Raw genomic sequence first — 18,928 nt, 5'->3', positions numbered from 1 at the left:
GAGGAGGCCCCACAGATGCGCGCAACCAAGGGCGACCAGCTTGTCCAGCACGGCAGGGTGGTCGGCCAACACGACAAGGTCGGCGAGATCGTCGAAGTACTGGGCCAGGGAGGCAACCCTCCGTACCGCGTCCGCTTCGAGGACGGCCACGTGGGCCTGTGCTCACCCGGCCCCGACACGGAGATCCGGCACAGGACGGCCGAGGAACGACGGCGGTAGACCGCCGTCGGTAGCTCGACCGCGGATCAGCGCGGGGGTTGCGCCGGCTGCTGGTAGTGGTCGGCGACCACCCGCGCCATCGCCCCGATCGGGTCCGTCCTGACGTCCTTGGCGGCGAAGAAGACATGCCCGCGCACCTGCGGGTGCGCGGCGGCCAGGTCGAGGTGGTCGGACAGTTCGGCCGGGTCCTGCCAGGCGGCGGGCTGCGTCGGGTCGCCCGCCCGGTACAGGGCCTCGCCGATGTAGAGCCGTGTGCGGCTGCCCTTCGCCACCTCCGCCCACCAGGGCACGAGTTTGGCGTAGTCGGCGGCCGACTGGCCGATGTTCCAGTACAGCTGCGGGACGACGTAGTCGATCCAGCCCTCCCGCACCCACTTGCGGGTGTCGGCGTGGATGTCGTCGTACGACTGCAGCGCCCGCGTGTCGGAGCCGCGTGAGTCGGTGGAGGCGTTGCGCCACACGCCGAAGGGGCTGATGCCGAACTGGGTGCCGGGCCGTACGGCCTTGATCCGGGCCGCCGTCTCCAGCACCAGCTTGTCGATGTTGTCGCGCCGCCAGGCGGCCCGGCTCGTGAAGGCGCCGCCGTAGGCGTCGTACGCGGCGTCGTCGTCGAAGCTCTGGCCGGCCACCGGGTACGGGTAGAAGTAGTCGTCGAAGTGCACCGCGTCCAGGGGGTACTTCTCCACCGCGTCGAGGATCGCGTCCTCGACGAACGCGCGGACCTCGGGCAGCCCCGGGTTGTAGTAGAGCTTCCCGCCGAACGGCACCGCCCAGTCCGGATGCCTGCGGGCTGGGTGGGAGGCGATGAGCTTCGTGGGGTCGTCGTGGGTCGCGACCCGGTACGGGTTGAACCAGGCGTGCAGCTGCAGGCCCCGCGCATGGGCCTCCGTGACGGCCGTGCCCAGCGGGTCCCAGCCCGGCGCCTTGCCCTGGGTGCCGGTGAGGACCTGCGACCACGGCTCGTACGGCGAGGGCCACAGGGCGTCGGCCGTCGGCCGCACCTGCAGGACGACGGTGTTGAGGCGTCTGCGGACCGCCAGGTCGAGCCAGGCGATCAGCTCGCTGCGCTGCGCGGCGGCGGTCAGTCCGGTGCGGGACGGCCAGTCGCGGTTGGTGACCGTCGCCACCCACATCCCCCGCATCTCGGTCGTCGCCCGCCGCTCCCCTGTCGCCCGTCGCTCCCCCACGGGAGCGGCCGCCGCACCCGTCGTGGTGAACGCCGACAGCGCTGCCAGCGCGAACGCCCGCCGGGTCAGTCGCCCCATCGCACACATCCCCACATACTCCGCGGATCCGCTCGGTCACGGATCGTATCGGGGCCCAGCATGCCCCCACCCCGGCGATCGATCATCGATACTTGCTAGTAACGTGCACGATCGGAGCAGGCCGGCCGGAATCCGGCGGACCTGTCACAGCCATCAGAGTCAGCGCGGCGAAAGGGACGATGTGACGGGCACCCCAGCGGGAGACATCTCACGGGTCGGCGTGGTCGGCTGCGGCCAGATGGGGGCGGGCATCGCCGAGGTCTGCGCCCGCGCCGGACTCGACGTCAAGGTCGCCGAGACCACCGGCGAAGCCCTGGAGATCGGCCGTACACGGCTGTTCAACTCCCTCGCCAAGGCCGCCGAACGCGGCAAGATCTCCGAGGAGGAGCGGGACGCGACGCTGGCGCGCCTCAGCTTCACCACGGACCTCGGCGAGTTCGCCGACCGCGACCTGGTCATCGAGGCCGTGGTCGAGAGCGAGCAGGTCAAGACCGAGATCTTCCAGGTCCTCGACCAGGTCGTGACCCGCCCGGACGCGATCCTCGCCTCCAACACCTCCTCCATCCCGCTGGTGAAGCTGGCGGTCGCCACCTCGCGGCCCGACCAGGTCGTCGGCATCCACTTCTTCAACCCGGCCCCCGTGCAGAAGCTCGTCGAGCTGATCCCGGCGCTGACCACCTCCGAGGGCACGCTCGGCCGGGCGCAGCTGTTCGCCGAGAAGCTGCTCGGCAAGCACGCGATCCGCGCCCAGGACCGCTCCGGCTTCGTCGTCAACGCGCTGCTGATCCCCTACCTGCTCTCCGCGATCCGGATGTTCGAGACGGGCATCGCCAGCCGCGAGGACATCGACAACGGCATGGAGATGGGCTGCGCCCACCCGATGGGCCCGCTGAAGCTGTCCGACCTGATCGGCCTGGACACCGTCGCCTCGGTCGCGCAGTCGATGTACGACGAGTACAAGGAGCCGCTGTACGCCGCTCCCCCGCTGCTCCAGCGCATGGTGGACGCGGGCCGGCTGGGCCGCAAGACCGGCTCGGGCTTCTACACGTACTGATGACCCACCGTGTTCGCCACGGGCCCGGCGCTCCTCGGAGTGCCGGGCCCGTTCGCTTCACACACCGTGTGCGCACCGGGCCCGCATATGCCCCGCGCACACGCTCCCCGTGGGCCCACCAGGCGAGTTGACTCATCATGCCCATGCAAGGGGTGTGAGACGACTACGGAAAGGAGCGGACACGTGACCGCCGATCCCGAGCATCCCGTCGTCCATGGAGAACTCGCAGAGTTACGGCGCCGACTCGACGTGGCGTACGCCCGCGTCGAGGGCGGGCTGGCTCTGCTGACGCACCGCACCGAGGAGTCCGCCAAAGAGATCGACGAACTGAGCACCCGCATCGTGACATTGGAACACGCACGCTGGCCGCTGCCGGCCGTGGCCGCGCTCACCGCCGTCGGCGCACTGGTCGTGACGGTGTGGCAGGCACTGGCCCACTAGGGCGCGTTCCCCCCTAGGGCCCGACAGCGGGCCTCAGGTGGTGCAGCAGCATCAGCGCGGCCGCCATGTTGGCGGCCGGGACCTCCCCCCGGGCGACCAGGTCGGGAACGAGCTTGAGGGGGACCCACTCCCGGCGGTCCGACTCGAAGTCGTCGACCGGGTGTCCCACGTACTCGCCCCTGTCCGACCAGTAGATGTGGTGGACGGCGTCGGTGAGCCCGTTGGACGGCTCCACGCTCATCAGGTGGTGCAGCGGCCCCGGTCGCCAGCCGGTCTCCTCCTCGAGTTCCCTGGCGGCCGCGCGGGCGATGTCCTCGCCGTCCTCGACCACGCCCGCCGCGAGTTCCCACCCCCAACTGTCGGTGATGAAGCGGTGGCGCCACAACAGCAGGACCTCGTTGGCCTCGTTCACGACCGTCGCCACCGCGACGGGCCTCAGCCGTATGAGGAAATGATCGAGATGCCGGCCGTCCGGCAACTCCACATCTGCCAGGTTGACGCTGAACCAGCGGTTTTCATACACAGTTTGTTCGTTCTGTTTCGTCCACTGCACGGTTCTGCCACCTTCCGTCGAGTAAGTGGCAATATCGCAGCAGGAACTATGCAGCGTCGGCGTCGCTACCGGTGTTGATGTCTGTCGCCGGACACCCCGTGACACCCCGCTACAGCGGTACGCGCAGCGCCCCGTCGATGAGTTCGGCGGCCTCGGCCGTGCCCGCGCAGTCGCTGCGGACCAGGTGCTCGCGCACCGCCCGAAGTCTGTCGCGCACGCGCTGGGACTCCATTCCCCGCGCCTGCTCGGCCATCCGCACGGCGGTGACCACCGCCTTGTCGGTGTTGCCCTGCCGCAGTTCGATCGTGCTGAGCATGGCCAGCCGGTGCACCCGCCCCCGGTCGTGCGACGGGTTGTCGACGGCCGCCGCGGCATGCTCGGCGGCGGCCGCGAGGTCGCCGAGGCTGAGCAGCGCCTCCGCCACCTGGACGTTGACCAGGCCCGGCTGGACATAGCCGGTCTCGTCGGGCTCGTGTCCTGGCCGGATCCGTTCGGCGGCCGTCTCCGCGCGCCGGATGCACGACAGGGCGCTCGTGCCGTCGCCGAGGTGGGCGTACGCCTTGGCCTGCATCGCGTACAGGTCGGAGGCGAGCGCGGGCGTGATGTGCCGGCCCGCCGCCCGCAGCGCGGCCTCCGCAAAGGCGACGGCCTGCCGGTACTCCCGCATGAACAGCGACTGGTTGACGAGGAGAGCTATGACGTACGCCCCAAGTCCCCGGTCGCCGCTGGCCTTTGCCAGCCGCAGCGCCTGATGGAAGTAGCGCTGGGCGAGGCCGTGCGCGTCGGAGTCGTACGCACAGATTCCGGCGACGGCGACCAACCCGCCGGTGGCCCGGTGCAGTTGACGACCCGTCTCGTCGGTGTAGCTGCCCCTCAGTAACGGTGCGGCCTCCGCGTTCAGGAAGCCGACGATCCGGCTGCGGGTCGCGATGCCGCCGGCCTTGCGGTACATCTGCTCGTAGTGGGCGCGGGCGGCGCGCAGCATCTCGAGGTCGGCGAAGGTGACGCGATGCCGACCGCCGCGGGAGACGTCCACGTCCTCCGGCGGGTTCTCCCACTCCCACACCGGCATCACGGCCGGAGTGCCGGTGACGGCGGGCGCGCCCAGGATGTGCGGGCGCTGCTGCTCGTCGGAGCGCCACAGGGCGGTGGCCCGCTCGACGAACCCGGAGAGCGAGGTGCCGTGCGGGCTGGACGGCTCCCCCGGCACGCCGAGACCGATGTCGTCGAGGGTGACCGGGCGGTGCAGGCGGGTGGCGAGCACTTCGCAGATCAGGTCGGGCACCTGGCCCCGCGGCCGCTGGCCCTTCAGCCACCGGGCCACCGCCGTGTGCTCGTACCGCAGGGCGAGTCCGCGGGCCCGTCCGGCCTGGTTGACGTGGGCGGCGAGGCCCGCGTGCGAGATGCCCGCCTCGTCCAGGATCGCGTCGAGCAGAGTGTTGGGCTGCATGGATGGCCCCCCCGGTACCTCGATGCCGTCAGCGTAGTGGGTCCGCCCTCACACGGGGTGTGAACGGAGTGCGCGCATTCGCAGGGTGCGCGCGCTGTCGCGCAGCGTTTCCGGGCCGCTTGACTTAAATGCCTCGCAAGAGGTCCGCCGGGCCGTCGGCTCCCCCTCAAGAACGACGGCCCGGCGATGCGCTCCGCGGGTCCGGCGCAATTGCGGTGCGGGTGGTCGAAGCCACCACGGACACGGACCCGGGGTCGACACTGCCCCCGCACCCTGGGGGTGCGGGGGCAGTGCGACCGGCGTCAGCCGCGCAGTACCGCTCCCGTGCGCTCGCCGGCAAGAGCGACAGCGGCATCCCGGGCGGCCGAGGCCTCGTCGACGGTCAGGGTCCGATCGCCCGCACGGAAACGCAGCGCGTACGCCAGCGACTTGCGCCCCTCACCGAGCTGATCGGCGTTCTCGTAGACGTCGAACAGCCGGATCCCCTCCAGCAGTTCACCCGCGCCCTCCCGCAGCGCGGCCTCGACCTCGGCGTGCGGCACGAACCTGTCCACGACGAGGGCGACGTCCTGCGTGGCCACCGGGAACGTGGAGATGCTCGGCGCCTGGGGCGTGTCGTCGCCGACCTGCTCCAGGACATCGAGGTTCAGCTCCATCGCGCAGGTCCGCGCGGGCAGCCCCAGCGCCTTCAGCACCCGCGGATGCAGCTCACCGGCGTGGCCGACGACCCGCTCGGAGCCGTCGACGACCACGACGAGCTCGGCGCAGCGACCGGGGTGCCACGGCCCGTACTGACCGCTGCGGACGATCAGTTCGGCCCCGGCCTCTCGGGCGACGGTCCGCGCCGACTCGATCGCGTCGGCCCAGTCCGACGGACGGCCCTTGCCCCACCAGCCGGCCTGCTCGCGGGCGCCCGCGAGGACGGCGGCGACATGGCGCGGCTGCTCGGGCAGCACGGCGTCGAGCGAGGCCAGCTCCTCGTCGGTGGGCCGGCGGTCGACCGGGAGGTGACCGGCGACGCCGACGTCCTCGCGCGGGAGGAAGACCAGACCGGTCTCGAACAGGGCCAGGTCGTGGCTGCCCCGCCCGTCGTTGCGCCGCAGGGCGCCGAGCAGGCCCGGCAGCAGCGACGTGCGCAGCGCGGGCTCCTCGTCGCTCAGCGGGTTGGTGAGCCTGACGACGCGGCGGGCCGGGTCGTCGGCGTCCAGTCCGAGCTGGTCGAAGACCTGCTCGCCGATGAACGGGTAGTTCGGCGCCTCGACGTAGCCGGCCCCGGCCAGGGCGCGGCCGACGCGGCGGTGCAGCCGCTGGCGGTGGGTGAGGCCGCGGCCCGAGGGGAGGTTGGGCAGCGTGGAGGGCAGGTTCTCGTAGCCCTCCAGCCGGATGACCTCCTCGGCGAGGTCGTTGGCCTCGACGAGGTCGGGCCGCCAGGACGGGACGGTGACGATGAGCTCGTCCTGTCCGTAGACGTCGCAGCCGATCTCCTGGAGGCGGCGTACGACGGTCTCCCGGCCGTAGACGACGCCCGCGACCTTGTCCGGGTGGTCCGCCGGGACGCTGATCGTGTGCGGGGCGGACGGGGCGATGATCTCGGTGACGCCCGCGTCGGCCGTACCGCCGGCGAGCAGCACCAGCAGGTCGACCGTGCGCTGGGCGGCGGCCGCGGCGGCGGCCGGGTCGACGCCGCGCTCGAAGCGGCGCGACGCCTCGGAGGACAGCTTGTGGCGGCGGGCCGTGCGCGCGATCGACACCGCGTTGAAGTGGGCGGCCTCGATGACGACGTCGGTCGTGGCGCTCCCACCGTTCTCGGGGGCATCGTGGTCTGCGATCTCGGTGTCGGCGCCGCCCATGACCCCGGCGAGGCCGATGGGACCGCGGTCGTCGGTGATGACGAGGTCCTCGGCGTGCAGCTTGCGGGTCACTCCGTCGAGGGTGACGATTCTCTCGCCCTCACCGGCCCGGCGGACACCGATGGCGCCCTGGACCAGCGAACGGTCGTAGGCGTGCAGCGGCTGGCCGAGCTCCATCATCACGTAGTTGGTGATGTCGACGGCGAGCGAGATCGGGCGCATGCCGACCTTCTGCAGCCGGCGCTGCAGCCAGATCGGGGAGCGCGCCTCGGGGCTCAGACCGGTGACGGTGCGGGCGGTGAAGCGGTCGCAGCCCATCGGCTCGGAGACCTGCACCGGGTAGCCGAAGGCGTTCGGCGCCGGTACGTCGAGCAGGGCGGGGTCGCGCAGCGGCAGCCCGTAGGCGATGGCGGTCTCGCGGGCGACGCCGCGGATGGACAGGCAGTCGCCGCGGTTGGCGGTGACGGCGATGTCCAGGACCTCGTCGACCAGCTCCAGGAGCTCGATGGCGTCCTTGCCGACCTCGGTCTCCGGCGGCAGCACGACGATGCCGTGGCTGCCGTCGTCGCCCATGCCCAGCTCGTCGCCGGAGCAGATCATGCCGTGGGACGTCCTGCCGTACGTCTTGCGCGCGGCGATGGCGAAGTTGCCGGGGAGGACGGCGCCCGGGAGGACGACGACGACCTTGTCGCCGACGGCGAAGTTGCGGGCGCCGCAGACGATCTCCTGCGGCTCACCGGTGCCGTTGGCCGTGCCCACGTTCACCGTGCAGAAGCGGATGGGCTTCTTGAAGCCCTCCAGCTCCTCGATGGTGAGCACCTGGCCCACGACGAGCGGGCCCTTGAGGTCGGCGCCGAGCTGCTCGACGGTCTCGACCTCGAGGCCTGCGGAAACGAGCTTGGCCTGCACGTCACGGCCGGTCTCGGTGGCCGGCAGGTCGACGTACTCCCGCAGCCAGGAAAGCGGGACCCGCATCAGATCTCCATCCCGAACGGCCGAGTGAACCGGATGTCACCCTCGACCATGTCTCGCATGTCTTCGACGTTGTGGCGGAACATCAGCATCCGCTCGATGCCGAACCCGAAGGCGAACCCGCTGTACTTCTCCGGGTCGACGCCGCAGGCGGTCAGCACCTTGGGGTTGACCATGCCGCAGCCGCCCAGCTCGATCCAGCCCTCGCTGGAGCAGGTGCGGCAGGGGCGGTCGGGGTTGCCGACGGACTCGCCGCGGCAGACGTAGCACACCATGTCCATCTCGGCGGACGGCTCGGTGAAGGGGAAGAAGTTCGGCCGCAGCCGCGTCTTCATGCCCTCGCCGAACAGCGACTGGACCATGTGGTCCAGGGTGCCCTTGAGGTCGGCCATGGTCAGGCCCTCGTCGACGGCGAGCAGCTCGACCTGGTGGAAGACCGGGGTGTGCGTGGCGTCCAGCTCGTCCGTGCGGTAGACGCGACCGGGGCAGATCACGTACACCGGCAGTTCGCGCTGCATCAGCGAGCGGATCTGGACGGGCGAGGTGTGGGTGCGCAGCACGACACCGGACTCGGTGCCGCCCTGGGGGCCCTCGACGAAGAAGGTGTCCTGCTCGCCGCGGGCCGGGTGGTCCGGGCCGATGTTCAGGGCGTCGAAGTTGAACCACTCGGCCTCGACCTGGGGGCCCTCGGCGACCTCGTAGCCCATGGCCACGAAGACGTCCTCGATGCGCTCCGACAGCGTGGTGAGCGGGTGGCGGGCGCCGGCGGGCACCCGGTCGTGGGGCAGCGTGACGTCCACCGCCTCCTCGACCAGCACCCGCTGGTCCCGCTCGGCCTCCAGCTCCTCCTGGCGCGCGGCGAGACCCTTGTTCACGGCGCCGCGGGCCTGGCCGACGAGCTTGCCGGCGGCGGCCTTGGCGTGCGGGGGCAGGGCGCCGATCTCGCGGTTGGCGAGGGCCAGCGGGGAGGAGCCGCCGGTGTGGGCGACCTTCGCCTCCTGGAGCGCTTCGAGGGAGTCCGCGGCGGCGAAGGCGGCGAGCGCCTCGTCCCGCATGCGCTCGATCTCTTCCGGTTTCAAGGCCTCGACCTCTACAGGGTCGTACGACTTATTCGGTGCCGACATCTCTTCCCGTGCTTCCGGTTGGCTGGCTGAAGGTCCCCGTCACCGACTCACGCAGAGGTCAGAGGGCCGTCCATGGGACACAAAGGTGCCAAAGGCCGAGTCTAACGGGGTGGAGGTACGCGCATGCGCCCGCGGGCGGCCGGGCCGGTTCTCAGGTGAGATACGCGGGGGCGCCCACGGGCAACGTAAATCGGAACTCGGCGCCGCCGCCGGGGGCGCGGCCGACCGTGATGGTGCCGCCGTGGGCTTCGACGATGCCCTTGACGATGTACAGCCCAAGGCCCGTGCCGCCGCGCTTGCTGCCCCGCCAGAAGCGGGTGAAAACGCGGTTCATGGACTCCTCCGGGATGCCTGCACCCTCGTCGCTCACGGTAACCGACGTACCGGTGTCCTCCCCTTCCCGGGGGGACGCGGTGGGCGTGATGTCGATCGTGACGGTTCCCTCGCCGTGACGCACCGCATTTTCGATGAGGTTGCTCAGCACCTGGTCGACCTTGTCGGGGTCGGCCCACAGGTCGGGCAGCGGCTGTACGAGACGCAGCAGGAACCGGTCGGCGGGCTGTCCGGCGGCGACGTAGGCCTGGATGTGCCGTCCTACGGCCGCGCCTATGTCGACGGGCTGGCGGCGCACCTCCAGTCGTCCGGAGTCGATGCGCGAGATGTCGAGCAGTTCGGCGATGAGCCGGGTGACCCGGTCGGCGTCGGCGTCGACGGTCTCCAGCATCAGCCGTTTCTGGTCGTCGGTGAACCGCGACCACTTGGCGAGCAGGGTGGCGGTGAAGCCCTTGACGGAGGTGAGGGGCGAGCGCAGCTCGTGGGCGACGGTGGCGATGAGCTCGGCGTGGCTGCGCTCGGTGCGGCGGCGGGCCTCGGTGTCGCGGATCGAGACGACGACCCGGCGGACGGGGCCGGTGGGTTCGGTCCGCAGGTACCGGGCGGTGACGAGTACCTCGCGTCCGCCCGGCAGCAGCAGGTTGCGCTCGGGCTGGCCGACGCGGATGGCGAGGCCGCCGTAGGGGTCGGTCAGCTGCCACCAGCGGCGGCCTTCGAGGTCCTCTAATGGCAGGGCCTTGTCGAGGCGCTGTCCGAGGGCGTCCGCGGCGGGGACCGCGGTGATGCGCTGGGCGGCGGCGTTGAAGCAGATCACGTGCCCGTGCTCGTCGGCGACGACGAGTCCGTCGGGCAGGTCGTCGGGGTCGATGCCGAGTCCGGCGAGGTCACCGGCCGGCCGTGGCGTGGGCGGCACAGCCTGTGCATCCCGTGTACTGCTCATGCCGACGCTCATTCCCCGTACCCCACCTCTCAGACGACTGAGGGGCCCCCGAACTGGTCACCCTACTAGCTCTCGGTGACGGAGCGGCACCCTCCGGAGGCGCGCTGTGCACGGGCCGATGCATAGAGACATACGGCGGCGGCGGTCGCCAGGTTCAGGCTTTCGGCCTTGCCGTGGATCGGAACCCGTACGACGGCGTCGGCGAGGTCGCGCGTCTCCTGCGGGAGCCCCCAGGCCTCGTTGCCGAACACCCAGGCGGTGGGCCCGCCCATGGTGCCCTTGTCGAGTTCGTCGTCGAGGTCGTCCTCCCCCGCGCCGTCGGCGGCGAGGATCCGCACCCCGGCCTCCTTCAGCCCGGCCACGGCCCGCTCGACGGGCACCCCGACGGCGACGGGCAGATGGAACAGCGACCCGACGGAGGCGCGGACGGCCTTGGGGTTGTACAGGTCGACGGAGGCGTCGGTGAGGACCACGGCGTCCGCCCCGGCGGCGTCGGCGCAGCGCAGGACGGTGCCGGCGTTGCCGGGGTCGCGCACATGGGCCAGCACGGCGACCAGCTTCGGCCGGGCGGCGACGATCTCCTCGAAGGGCGTGTCCAGGAACCGGCAGATCCCGACGAGACCCTGCGGGGTGACGGTGGTGGAGATGTCCTCGATGACCTGCTCGTCGGCGAGGTGCACCCGGGCGCCGGCGCCTCGCGCCTCCCCGATGATGTCCGCGTACCGCTCCGCGGCCTCGACCGTGGCGAACAGTTCCACGAGCGTCGCGTCGCCGTCGGCCCGGTGCGCGGCCGCCTCCCGCACGGCCTGCGGCCCCTCCGCGAGAAACAGCCGCTCCTTCCCCCGGAAGTTCCGCCGGGCGAGCCGCCGCGCGGCGGACACCCGGGGTGAGCGGGGGGAGATCAGCTCGGGGCTGGCGGAGGACATGTACTGGTTCACCTTCGGTGTCTGTGCTGCCGGGGGACGCTTACCGGCGCCGGCGGGGTGCCGCTGGCGCCTGGGCAGTGCGGGCGACTGCGACGCCCAGGGGCGCGGGGCTGCATCGACGTGCGGCTCCGCCGCGTGGACGCGACCAGCCACGGGCGGCCCGCAAGCCGACGGCACAACGCGCGGACCCGCAGGCCGTCTGCAGCCTGCGGGTCCTTCAATCACGTCGGCTCACAAAGCCAGCGCAGCGTCACGCGGCCTTGGGCGCGTTCACGTCCGCCGGGAGGGCCTTCTGCGCGACCTCGACCAGCGCGGCGAACGCGGTGGCGTCGTTCACGGCCAGCTCGGCCAGGATCTTGCGGTCGACCTCGATGTTCGCGGCCTTCAGACCCTGGATGAGGCGGTTGTACGTCATGCCGTTCTGGCGGGCCGCAGCGTTGATGCGCTGGATCCACAGCTGACGGAAGTCGCCCTTGCGCTTCTTGCGGTCGTTGTAGTTGTAGACCAGCGAGTGGGTGACCTGCTCCTTGGCCTTGCGGTACAGGCGCGAACGCTGACCGCGGTAGCCGGAGGCCGCCTCGAGGATCGCCCGGCGCTTCTTGTGGGCGTTGACTGCCCGCTTGACGCGTGCCACTTGTTTAACTCCTTGTAGCGGGGCCGTGGTTCGTGGTCACACGGCCCGGAATCGATTGGGTCCCGGTCCAGACGTACGGCGCGCGGTGATCAAGGGATCAGGCGCCGCCGCGTCACTTGCCGAGAAGCTTCTTGATCTTCGCGGCGTCGCCCGGGGCCATCTCGGCGTTGCCGGTGAGGCGACGCGTCACGCGGGACGACTTGTGCTCGAGCAGGTGGCGCTTGCCGGCGCGCTCGCGGAGCACCTTGCCGGAGCCGGTGATCTTGAAGCGCTTGCTGGCACCGCTGTGCGACTTGTTCTTCGGCATAGCGCCGTTCTCTCCTCGTCGGTGGCGTTCCGGTGCCCGGTCGTGAAACCGGGCACGGTGGAACGTCGCTTGTATCGGTTGGGTCCGTGGGACTGACGTCCCTCGGGTCACGCGTCGGCGGAAGCCTCGGCAGGAGCCTCGACGTCGGCCTCGGCCTCGGAGTGCACGGCGTCGGGGTCCGCGGCGTTCTGCGAACGGCCCGGGTTGGCCTTCGCCTCGGCCTTGCGGGCCTCCTGCGCCTGACGGGCCTCGGCCATCGCCTCGGTCTTCTTCTTGTGCGGACCGAGAACCATGATCATGTTTCGGCCGTCCTGCTTCGGGTTCGACTCGATGAACCCGAGGTCCTGGACGTCCTCCGCGAGACGCTGCAGCAGTCGGTAGCCCAGCTCGGGCCGGGACTGCTCACGACCGCGGAACATGATCGTGATCTTGACCTTGTCGCCCTGCTTGAGGAACCGAACGACGTGACCCTTCTTGGTGTCATAGTCGTGCGGGTCGATCTTCGGCCGGAGCTTCATCTCCTTGATGACCGTGTGCGCCTGGTTCTTGCGCGCCTCACGGGCCTTCATGGCCGACTCGTACTTGAACTTCCCGTAGTCCATGAGCTTGCAGACCGGCGGGCGGGCGTTCGCCGCGACCTCGACCAGGTCCAGGTCGTACTCCTGCGCAAGCTCCAGTGCCTTGGCCAGGGGGACGATGCCCACCTGCTCGCCACTGGGACCGACAAGTCGCACCTCGGGAACGCGAATCCGGTCGTTGATGCGGGGCTCGGCGCTGATGGATCCTCCTCGGTAGCACCACGCGGCGGTCTGGCGGACGGCCGCGTAACGTCTGTGTTCGTTAGACCTATAACCACGCCGAAGCACAAAAAATGCCCCGAACGATCACATGCGGGGCTCCAAGCACTACCGGAGCACCGCCGCAAGGATCGCGGGGCGCACTACCGGGCGACTCCATCGTCCGTACGGAACGATGGTGGCCGCCTGACCGGGGTGACCCGCCGTCCTGGAGGACAGTCGGGTGGGAGCTCGGAGTCTCCACTTGTGGGCCGGGCCCGCCTGCTGGGACGCACGCGTGTCCGACCGGTCGTTACACGAGATTAGCAGCCCGCGCCAGGAACGGCGAATCGAGCCTCGGTACGGGACCCGTCCTGCCCTGCGCCTATCGTGTCCTGCATGAGTGAGACCTCCCCCGCCGGCTCCGCCGAGACCCCCGGCTCAGCCGGCTCCCCCGACTTCGACGAGATGACCCGCGACATCGCCGAGGTCCCCGCCGTCGAGGTGATCGTGACGGTCGCCGTGAACCTGATGAGCGCCGCCGCGGTGAAGCTCGGACTGACCGAGGAGGGCGACAAGTACAAGGACCTGGACGAGGCCCGCAAGCTGGTGACCGCGCTGGCCGGGCTGCTGGACGCGAGCGCGACCGAGATCAGCTCCTTCCACGCGGCCCCCCTGCGCGACGGCCTGAAGTCGCTCCAGCTCGCGTTCCGCGAGGCCTCGCTCGTCCCGGACGAGCCGGGCCAGGGTCCGGGCGAGAAGTACACGGGCCCGATCTACGGCTGACCCGGCTCTCGAGCCCTTCGGCTCCCGTCGGCTCCCGTCAGCCATAGACTTTTCGGATTTTCAGCTTTTTACGTACAGGGGCTCGCCCGGAGGCGTCGTCCCGGCCGGCAGCAGTGCCAGGTCGAGACCGCGCACCAGGCGGGCCCTCAGTGTTTCGTCGGCGGCGAGACGCCGGGCCACCGCACGGGCGGCCTCGGCGGGGGCGGCGGCCGGGTCGAGGACGAGAGCGAGGGTGCCGTCGGCCTGCCCGGGCCCGAGGTGGGCGCGGAGGACCTCCGGTTCGGCGGCCACGGCGGCCCGCACCGCCGCGACCACCGCGGGGTCGGCGAGCGGGTCGGTCGTCGTACGGCCCTCGGCGAGCGCCAGCAGCGCCGGCCCCGTCAGTTCGAAGGCGACCGGTCCGGCCAGGTCGAGGACGACCGTGTCCGCCTTCTCGTGCGCGGCGGCCTGCAGCGCCTGGTGCAGGGGGACGGCGACCGGGCGGGCCTCGGGGTCCCAGCGGGCGAGGGAGTCGGTGGACGTGAAGGCGGGCAGCGCGGTGCGGCCCGCGGCCTTCAGGGTCGGGACGGCCATGTCGCTGGTCTTCTCACGCCGCACTCCGTTCTCGCCCTCCTCCACCTCACCCAGCACCGCCACCACGGGGACCAGGAGCCGGGCGCCCTTGAGGGCCGCCAGGACCGGGCCGACGGCGGTGCGGTCCTCGGCCCACGCGGCGAGCGCCTCGCTGAGCCGGGGGTCGGCCGAGCCGTCGTCGTCGGAGAAGCCGGAGTCGGGAATGTTCTTGTTCGCCACGGTCGTCGACCCTATCGGGGGGATGCTGCTGGGCTTGTGCGGGGCCCGAAACGCGCTGGTGACGGCTTTCACGGGATTCTCAGTCTCCGCTGACACACCTTTAACGGCCGTCTAACGCCGTGCACAGTCGCCGCCCCGAGCATCTCGGGCATGGAGTCTTCCAGAGCACGTCGCAGCCGCCGCGCTCGCCCCTCGCGGCGCCGTCCGCTCCTCCACCTCGCACTCGCCACGGTCGCCGTCCTGGGGGCGACGGCGGGCGGCACCGTTTACGTGAAGGCACAGGCGCGTTCGGGCGCGGGGGCCGTATCGTCGTCCTCTCCCGCGCCGTCGGCCTCGGCCCCGGCGCCCGGGTCACAAGGCGGGGAGGTGTCCGTGGAGACCGTGGCAGCGTCCGGGACGGACCGCGACGCGCTGCTGGCGTCGGCGATGAGGTCGGTGACCGTGCCGGGTACGGCGGCCGTGTCGGTGGCGGTGCTGGACATGCACTCCGGGGCCGGCGCCGCGTACGGCGCGGGCCTCTTCGACACGGCGAGCATCGTCAAGGTGGACATCCTGGCGGCACTGCTGCTCCAGGCCCAGGACGCGGACCGTGGTCTCACGGCGGCCGAGAGGTCGTACGCCACCGCGATGATCGAGAACAGTGACAACGACTCGGCGTCGGCGCTGTGGCGGACCATCGGGAAGGCGGCGGGTCTGGACGCCGCGAACGAGCGCTTCGGGCTGACGGACACCGAGGGCGGCGACGACATGCTGTGGGGGCTGACCCAGACCACGGCCGCCGACCAACTCGCCCTGCTCCAGCAGGTGTTCGGGGGCGAATCGGAGCTGAGCGAGGCCTCGCGGACGTACCTCCAAGGGCTGATGGGGCAGATAGCCGTCGATCAGCGCTGGGGTGTCTCCGCCGCAGCCGACGGGTCCTCGTGGGCGCTGAAGAACGGCTGGCTGCCGCGCAGCACGACCGGGTTGTGGGACGTCAACAGCATCGGGCGGGTCACCGTCGACGGCCACGACTACCTGGTGGCCGTGCTGTCGAACGGCAACGCGACGCAGTCGGCGGGGATCGCGCTGGTCGAGGCGGTGGCCGAGGCAGCGGTGTCGGCGTTCACGGACGGCGACGGCTCGACGTCCGTCACCGCGTCGGCGTCCATGTCGGCCACGTCGTCCGCCGCCGACTAGCGGCGCGCCGGCCCTAGAAGGCCTCGTACGCCTCGCGGGAGTCGTGCGGGTCGCGTTCGCGGCGGCCGCGCCACAGGAAGACCGCCGTCACCAGCAGCACTCCCCCGGCGCCGCCCGCGAGCAGGCCCGCCCAGCTCGACGTGTCCTCGTCCGTCTTCTCCTGGTCCGGGCCGGGGCCGAAGTACCGCTCGCCGGAGGCCGCGGACTGCAGGCCCTCCGGCTTGAGGGCGGCGGCGGCCTTGAGCGCGGCGGCCGGGTCGACGAAGCCGTAGCCGCGGGAGTCGTCGCGGCCGCCGGAGGGGGCGTTGCGGGCGGTGTCCTCCAGGAGCTTCTTGATCTGCGCGGGCGTCAGACCGGGGTGGGCGGCCTTGACGAGCGCCACGGCTCCCGAGACGAACGCGGAGGCGGCGGACGTTCCCCAGCCCTGGTAGTACCTGTGGTCCGGCTCGGCGATGACGACGTCGACGCCGGGCGCGCTGACCGTGGCGTACCAGCGGCGGGTGGAGAACGAGGCGCGGATGCCGTAGCGGTCGACGGCGGTCGCGGCGATGACGCCCGGGTAGGCGGCCGGGTAGGAGATGTGGTCGCCCTTGTCGCCGCCGTTGCCGGCCGAGGCGACGACGACCGAGCCCTTCTTGAGCGCGTACTGGACGGCCTCGTCCTCGGCGGGCTCGGGGTGGGCGGAGGCGGAGTCGTCGCCGAGGGAGAGGTTGATGACGTCGGCGCCCTGGTCGGCCGCCCAGCGGATGCCTTCGGCGAGGGCGTTGCCGCGGGTGTTGCGGGCCTTGGTGCGCTGCGGGTCGTCGTCCTCCAGGATCACGCGGACGGGGAGGATCTTCGCCTCCGGGGCGATCCCGAGGACGCCGTCGGCGTTTCCGGAGCCGTGTCCGTGACCGGCGATGATGCCGGCCATCGCGGTGCCGTGGACGGCCCAGGCAGGCTGGCCCTCGACCGCGCCGAAGCCGACCATGTCCTTGCCGGCGAGTACGTTCCCGGCGAGGTCGGGGTGGTCGGCCTCGACGCCGGTGTCCAGGACGGCGACGGTGATGCCCTTGCCCTTGGTGGTCCGCCAGGCCTGCTGCGTGTGCAGGGCGTCCAGGGCCCACTGCTGGCCGCGGATGCTGTCGGCGTAGGCGGTGGCGGGCGGCACGAGAGCAACCGCGGCGGCGAGGAGACCGCACAGGATCCCGGCCCTGCGGGTGGTCGTGCGACGGATCATGAGGGCTGCTCCGTGGGCGTGACGGCGGTCTTGCGCAGGCCGCGCTCGATGCGGTCGGCGAGGCCTTGGGCCTCGTTGCCGAGGCCGGCCTGGGCGGGGGCCGTGGTGGCGCCGGTCGCGGTGGCCTCCGGGGCGGGCTGAGGGGTGTCGACGGTACGGCCGTCGGCCCAGCCGGAGACGGCGTAGACGACGACGGGTGCGTCGGTCAGGACGGAGACCGTCCACGCGGCGCGCTGTTTGTCGCCGAACGCGGCGGCGACGGTGCCCTTCGCGGCGTACGGGCGGGGCATCAGGTCCGTCCGCCGTGTCAGGCCTTCCTTCGCGAAGCGGCTGCCGAGCGAGCGCATGGCCGCGGCGTCGGCCTTGGTGAACAGCAGGCCGACGGTGGTCACGTAGCTCTGGGTGGCGTCGGTGTAGGTGGCGCGCAGGAGGCGGGCGCAGCCGACGGGGGCTAGGACCTGCTGCAGCAGCGGGTCGAAGGCGTCGGCGCAGGTGCTGTCCGGGGCGACGGCGATCCGCGTCCAGGTGCGGTCGGCGCCGCCCGGGCCGGCTCCCTGTCCGTCGACGGTGGGCGGGAACAGCTGGTCAACGGGCACGTTGTGCCACAGGCCGCCGGCGGTGACGTAGGTGCCGCGGTCGGCGCCGTCGTCCGAGTCCCCGACGAGCCAACTGCCGGTGACGGCACCGCCGATGAGTCCCAGTCCGAGGACGACACAGGCGGCGGCCGCGGCGGTGCGGCCTCGTCGGCCGAGGATCCGGGGCGTGTCGCCGTACCCCTCGGGCCGCGCGAACGTCACCACGGGGCGCGTGGCGCCGGGGGTGGCGCCCGGGGTCATGGGGGCGCTCCAGGAGAGGGCCGGATCGGGGCCGCTCGGCACGTCCGGGGCGACATCGGGCCGCGGCGGGGCCTCCGGCACGGGTGACGCCGTCGGCATGGCCGCAGGGGTCGGCACGGTCGGCACGGGCGGCACGAGGAAGTCGGGCTGCCGCACGGAAGCCCCAGGACTCCAGGCCGGCGGGTCGTCCAGCCCCGGGGCCACCTGGAAGTCGCCACGGTCGCCCGCCGCCTCGGTCTCCTGCCGAGTCCGCCCGGGTGCGGGCACCCAACCGCGCGGCAGGGGCGACCAGCCACGGTCGGGAGCGGCGGCCGGGGCGCTCTGCGGGCGGGCGGGGGCCGCGGTACCGCCGGTGCGGACGTCGTCCGCGTCGGCGGGGCGTGAGCGCTCCCACTCCTCGGAACGTCCGGCGCGCGCAGACCCGTCACCGGCCCGTCCCAAGCCGACGTGACCGACCCCCTCGCCCCCGACAGGCCGCCCCGAACCGTCCCGGTCGCCGGGACGAGTCGCAGACGCCCCCGCACGGGAGACGCCGTCACTCCCGCCCCCAGGACGCGAGGCATCCGGACCCGCAGGGCGCGAGCCCTCGCGGTCGGCGAGGGCGGACGCACCCGAGCCCGCGCGGAACGCACCGTCGCTCCCGCCCCCAGGACCCGGGACCTCAGGACCGACAGGACGTGAGCCCTCGCGGTCGGCGAGGGCGGGCGTGGACGCGTCGGCGCGTGGGGTGTCGCTCTCGGCGCTCGCGGTGTCCCAAGCGGTGTGCTTGAGGGGGCCGTTCGAGGCGGTGGGGCGGGAAGTGGCCGGGGCCGAAGCGGCGCTGCGGGAGGGCGGCACGTCGAAGAACCCGGAACCCGTCGGGGTAGTCGGGCCGGCCGCGGCGGCTGGGCGCGAAGAAGTCGGAGCGGCGGAGTCCTGACCCACCCCGGACGCCGGCCGTGACGAAGCCGGGCCAGTGGAACCCTGACCCACCCCGGACGCCGGCCGTGACGAAGCCGGGGCAGTGGGTACCTGGGCCGCCGCGGACGCCGGCCGTGACGAAGCTGGGCCAGTGGAACCCTGACCCACCCCGGACGCCGGGCGTGAGGAAGCCGGGGCAGTGGGTACCTGGGCCGCCGCGGACGCCGGGCGTGAAGTTGGAGGCTGGGCGGGGGTGCGGCGGGGGGCGCGGCGGAAGTCGTGGGGTGGGGCGGGGCGGGGGGCGGGCGGGCGCTCTTCTGCTGGCGCGGGCGTCCCCGTGTCGTCGCTTCGGGCCGGCTGCGGCGGGGTGTCGGG

At 72.1% G+C, this 18,928-nt stretch carries 18 protein-coding genes; 5 read left to right on the top strand and 13 right to left on the bottom strand.

What is annotated here, in order from left to right; genetic code table 11:
• Positions 1-15: 15 nt before the first annotated feature.
• Positions 16-219 carry a DUF1918 domain-containing protein gene (locus ACIBTS_RS01270; RefSeq protein WP_319335025.1) on the top strand — a complete coding sequence of 68 codons (204 nt, stop codon included), beginning with the start codon at positions 16-18 and terminating at the stop codon, positions 217-219.
• A gap of 26 nt (positions 220-245) precedes the next feature.
• Here the strand turns inward: ACIBTS_RS01270 and ACIBTS_RS01265 are convergent, their stop codons facing one another.
• Positions 246-1,484 carry a glycoside hydrolase family 10 protein gene (locus ACIBTS_RS01265; protein WP_399315769.1) on the bottom strand — a complete coding sequence of 413 codons (1,239 nt, stop codon included), beginning with the start codon at positions 1,482-1,484 and terminating at the stop codon, positions 246-248.
• Between the two features lie 181 nt (positions 1,485-1,665).
• Between ACIBTS_RS01265 and ACIBTS_RS01260 the strand changes: the two genes are divergently transcribed.
• Entirely contained in the window at positions 1,666-2,538 is an 873-nt protein-coding gene (locus tag ACIBTS_RS01260; RefSeq protein ID WP_399315768.1) for a 3-hydroxybutyryl-CoA dehydrogenase, read from the top strand.
• A gap of 183 nt (positions 2,539-2,721) precedes the next feature.
• The gene (locus ACIBTS_RS01255) at positions 2,722-2,979 is read left to right on the top strand and encodes a hypothetical protein (protein ID WP_319670768.1); all 258 of its coding nucleotides are present in this window, start codon (positions 2,722-2,724) and stop codon (positions 2,977-2,979) included.
• A gap of 13 nt (positions 2,980-2,992) precedes the next feature.
• Here ACIBTS_RS01255 and ACIBTS_RS01250 read toward each other — a convergent pair whose 3' ends face one another.
• From ACIBTS_RS01250 to infC, 9 genes are all read right to left on the bottom strand, one after another.
• Positions 2,993-3,532, bottom strand: coding sequence for an NUDIX hydrolase (locus ACIBTS_RS01250; RefSeq protein ID WP_319676034.1), 540 nt, complete (start codon positions 3,530-3,532; stop codon positions 2,993-2,995).
• 109 nt (positions 3,533-3,641) lie between these two features.
• Positions 3,642-4,982, bottom strand: a complete 1,341-nt coding sequence (locus ACIBTS_RS01245) for a transcriptional regulator (RefSeq protein ID WP_399315767.1) — start codon at positions 4,980-4,982, stop codon at positions 3,642-3,644.
• 302 nt (positions 4,983-5,284) lie between these two features.
• A complete protein-coding gene (pheT, locus tag ACIBTS_RS01240) occupies positions 5,285-7,807 on the bottom strand; it encodes a phenylalanine--tRNA ligase subunit beta (RefSeq protein WP_399315766.1) in 2,523 nt (840 codons plus the stop codon).
• Positions 7,807-8,928, bottom strand: a complete 1,122-nt coding sequence (gene pheS, locus ACIBTS_RS01235) for a phenylalanine--tRNA ligase subunit alpha (protein WP_319676031.1) — start codon at positions 8,926-8,928, stop codon at positions 7,807-7,809. The genes pheT and pheS overlap by 1 nt, the downstream gene beginning before the upstream one ends.
• A 151-nt stretch (positions 8,929-9,079) precedes the next feature.
• Positions 9,080-10,213, bottom strand: a complete 1,134-nt coding sequence (locus ACIBTS_RS01230; protein WP_399315765.1) for an ATP-binding protein — start codon at positions 10,211-10,213, stop codon at positions 9,080-9,082.
• Positions 10,214-10,266: 53 nt separating this feature from the next.
• Positions 10,267-11,127, bottom strand: coding sequence for a TrmH family RNA methyltransferase (locus tag ACIBTS_RS01225; RefSeq protein ID WP_399315764.1), 861 nt, complete (start codon positions 11,125-11,127; stop codon positions 10,267-10,269).
• Between the two features lie 250 nt (positions 11,128-11,377).
• Complete coding sequence (gene rplT / locus ACIBTS_RS01220) at positions 11,378-11,761, bottom strand: 50S ribosomal protein L20 (RefSeq protein WP_057580434.1); 384 nt, start codon at positions 11,759-11,761, stop codon at positions 11,378-11,380.
• Between the two features lie 112 nt (positions 11,762-11,873).
• The gene (gene rpmI, locus ACIBTS_RS01215) at positions 11,874-12,068 is read right to left on the bottom strand and encodes a 50S ribosomal protein L35 (protein WP_003977225.1); all 195 of its coding nucleotides are present in this window, start codon (positions 12,066-12,068) and stop codon (positions 11,874-11,876) included.
• A 107-nt stretch (positions 12,069-12,175) separates the two neighbouring features.
• The gene (infC, locus tag ACIBTS_RS01210) at positions 12,176-12,847 is read right to left on the bottom strand and encodes a translation initiation factor IF-3 (protein WP_079665186.1); all 672 of its coding nucleotides are present in this window, start codon (positions 12,845-12,847) and stop codon (positions 12,176-12,178) included.
• A gap of 396 nt (positions 12,848-13,243) precedes the next feature.
• On the opposite strand from infC, the gene ACIBTS_RS01205 reads away from it, so the two are divergent.
• Positions 13,244-13,630, top strand: coding sequence for a DUF1844 domain-containing protein (locus ACIBTS_RS01205; protein WP_079663415.1), 387 nt, complete (start codon positions 13,244-13,246; stop codon positions 13,628-13,630).
• Positions 13,631-13,690: 60 nt separating this feature from the next.
• On the opposite strand, the gene ACIBTS_RS01200 is transcribed toward ACIBTS_RS01205, so the two are convergent.
• On the bottom strand, positions 13,691-14,422 hold the full coding sequence (locus tag ACIBTS_RS01200; protein ID WP_399315763.1) for an SseB family protein: 732 nt from the start codon (positions 14,420-14,422) through the stop codon (positions 13,691-13,693).
• Positions 14,423-14,572: 150 nt separating this feature from the next.
• On the opposite strand from ACIBTS_RS01200, the gene ACIBTS_RS01195 reads away from it, so the two are divergent.
• Positions 14,573-15,598 (top strand): serine hydrolase, encoded by a 1,026-nt coding sequence (locus ACIBTS_RS01195; protein ID WP_399315762.1) that lies wholly within the window; start codon positions 14,573-14,575, stop codon positions 15,596-15,598.
• Between the two features lie 13 nt (positions 15,599-15,611).
• Here ACIBTS_RS01195 and mycP read toward each other — a convergent pair whose 3' ends face one another.
• Both mycP and ACIBTS_RS01185 read right to left on the bottom strand, forming a co-directional pair.
• Positions 15,612-16,817, bottom strand: coding sequence for a type VII secretion-associated serine protease mycosin (gene mycP / locus ACIBTS_RS01190; protein ID WP_399315761.1), 1,206 nt, complete (start codon positions 16,815-16,817; stop codon positions 15,612-15,614).
• A complete protein-coding gene (locus ACIBTS_RS01185; protein ID WP_399315760.1) occupies positions 16,814-18,094 on the bottom strand; it encodes a hypothetical protein in 1,281 nt (426 codons plus the stop codon). The genes mycP and ACIBTS_RS01185 overlap by 4 nt, the downstream gene beginning before the upstream one ends.
• Positions 18,095-18,928 lie beyond the last annotated feature (834 nt).

Origin of the sequence: Streptomyces sp. NPDC050121 (assembly GCF_044460385.1) — a bacterium.
In the GTDB taxonomy this organism is placed as follows: domain Bacteria; phylum Actinomycetota; class Actinomycetes; order Streptomycetales; family Streptomycetaceae; genus Streptomyces; species Streptomyces soliscabiei.
The sequence above is the reverse complement of the archived record's forward strand: the minus strand, read 5'-3'. Positions and strand labels throughout refer to the sequence as shown.